Source organism: Hyella patelloides LEGE 07179 (assembly GCF_900659865.1).
Taxonomy (GTDB): domain Bacteria; phylum Cyanobacteriota; class Cyanobacteriia; order Cyanobacteriales; family Xenococcaceae; genus Hyella; species Hyella patelloides.
The window spans coordinates 1-1557 of sequence record NZ_LR214292.1 but is presented as its reverse complement, the minus strand read 5'-3'; the positions used below and the strand labels follow the sequence as shown (position 1 = coordinate 1557).

Sequence of the window (1557 nt, the reverse complement as noted above, 5' to 3'; positions counted from 1 at the left end):
GCGATCGCGACACTTTGAGAACTTAATTTCTGTATCCCTTACATATCAAGGGTTTTAGCAGCAGGTTGCGTCTCATGACACCAACCCTATATTTCCGCCTAATATTGGGCAATAAGCTTGGAAATTATCAGCAGTTAGATTGGCATCAATTAGTAACTCACTTCCTTTTTTAAGATTTGAAATGCTGTAAGGATAAGCATCAATATATTGCTGTTTGAAGAGTTCCAAATTTCTAGCTTGATTTGCCAATTGATTTCTAGTCAGGATTTGTTCGTATTCATGTACTGTTCCCTGCTCTTTTCCGTACATTAACAAATACGCTTTGCGAGGACATAGAAAATATGCTTGTAAAACTTCAGAAGTTATTACGATATTCATGTTCCTATGCTTATTGAAAAGCAAAAACTAAGTCCTGGGGCTAAATAGAAGGTTCGTGTCATATGGGGCAACCTGTGGCTGCAACCCTTACTGTGTAATGAATACAGCGATCTGATTCCTCTTCAATAGCGTTCGCTATTAAATAAGTTATATAAATGCTTTTTAAATACACAAACCTAAAAAAAACTTTGCCTAAAATAGAAGTTGGAACGTATCAAAATACTTCGCTCAAGCCATTATAGCTACGTAAAAAATTTTGAAAACATTGCCTAAAAGGACTCAAACTAGGCAAAGTAATGATAAGCAATTTCGATAAAAAATGGCAAAAAATGGGGTTGACAAACGTGACATTATTTCACCTTGCCCCTGGTGACACCAACCTTCTATTTCCGCCTCCTGGCGAAAATATGTTGAACTAAGCCAACTTAAAGATTAGCAGAAGATGTATTTACAGAGTCAAACCCTATTATGACTCTGTAGATTTTTTATTCCAACAACGATCCAGACTACAAATCATCTCAAATAATTGAGATGATTATATTTTTCCAAAGCCTTTATTTACGTTCTTTGATTTCTTAGCCTTTCCTTTATGTTGTACCATCTGTTCGAGAGCAATAAGGTCTTGATGATATTTAAGCTCTCTGGTCATCTCAACAATATCTTGTTTGGTTATTGGGTCTTTAAAACAAGGAAGTCTGTTTCTAAAACCTGGAGCTAATTGACGAACAATTACATTCGGTGGATTGCCAGGAATCATCTCACCCTTAAATCGTTTCCTGACATAAAAATCTTTGTCGGGGTTCTGGTTGAAAAACTCCCGATCGGCTTTCATATACTCGCTATCATCGTCTTTGTGTAGATTGGCTAGTTCTTCTCTCACCATAATAGTTTCTTTCGCTCTCGCATACTGCTTTATTCTACAAACAAGGTGCTTTAAAGGTGATTCACCGAAGTGATTAATATTCCTTATAGCAATTTTTCGTCGCGCTGCGGATTATAAGCTATAAACAGGACTTATCATTAATTTCCTCATGTTTCTTTTAAATCGCTTTGTTTTTCTAATTTTTGATTGTTCAAAGAAATTTGATCTCTGATGCGAAGAGGAACTAAATTTTCGACAAGTACAGAAATTCCATTTAACCAATCTTCAGCATTCTCTAGAGGTTTAATATAAACTAG

The 1557-nt window shown here is 35.6% G+C and carries 2 protein-coding genes; both read right to left on the bottom strand.

Translation table 11 applies throughout. The features are described 5' to 3' along the window. Positions 1 to 72 precede the first annotated feature (72 nt). Positions 73 to 378: a hypothetical protein gene (locus tag H1P_RS33240; RefSeq protein ID WP_144875741.1), complete on the bottom strand. Its 306-nt coding sequence runs from the start codon at positions 376 to 378 to the stop codon at positions 73 to 75. A 535-nt stretch (positions 379 to 913) separates the two neighbouring features. Beyond that, positions 914 to 1261 carry a hypothetical protein gene (locus H1P_RS33235; protein ID WP_144875739.1) on the bottom strand — a complete coding sequence of 116 codons (348 nt, stop codon included), beginning with the start codon at positions 1259 to 1261 and terminating at the stop codon, positions 914 to 916. Between the last annotated feature and the right edge of the window lie 296 nt (positions 1262 to 1557).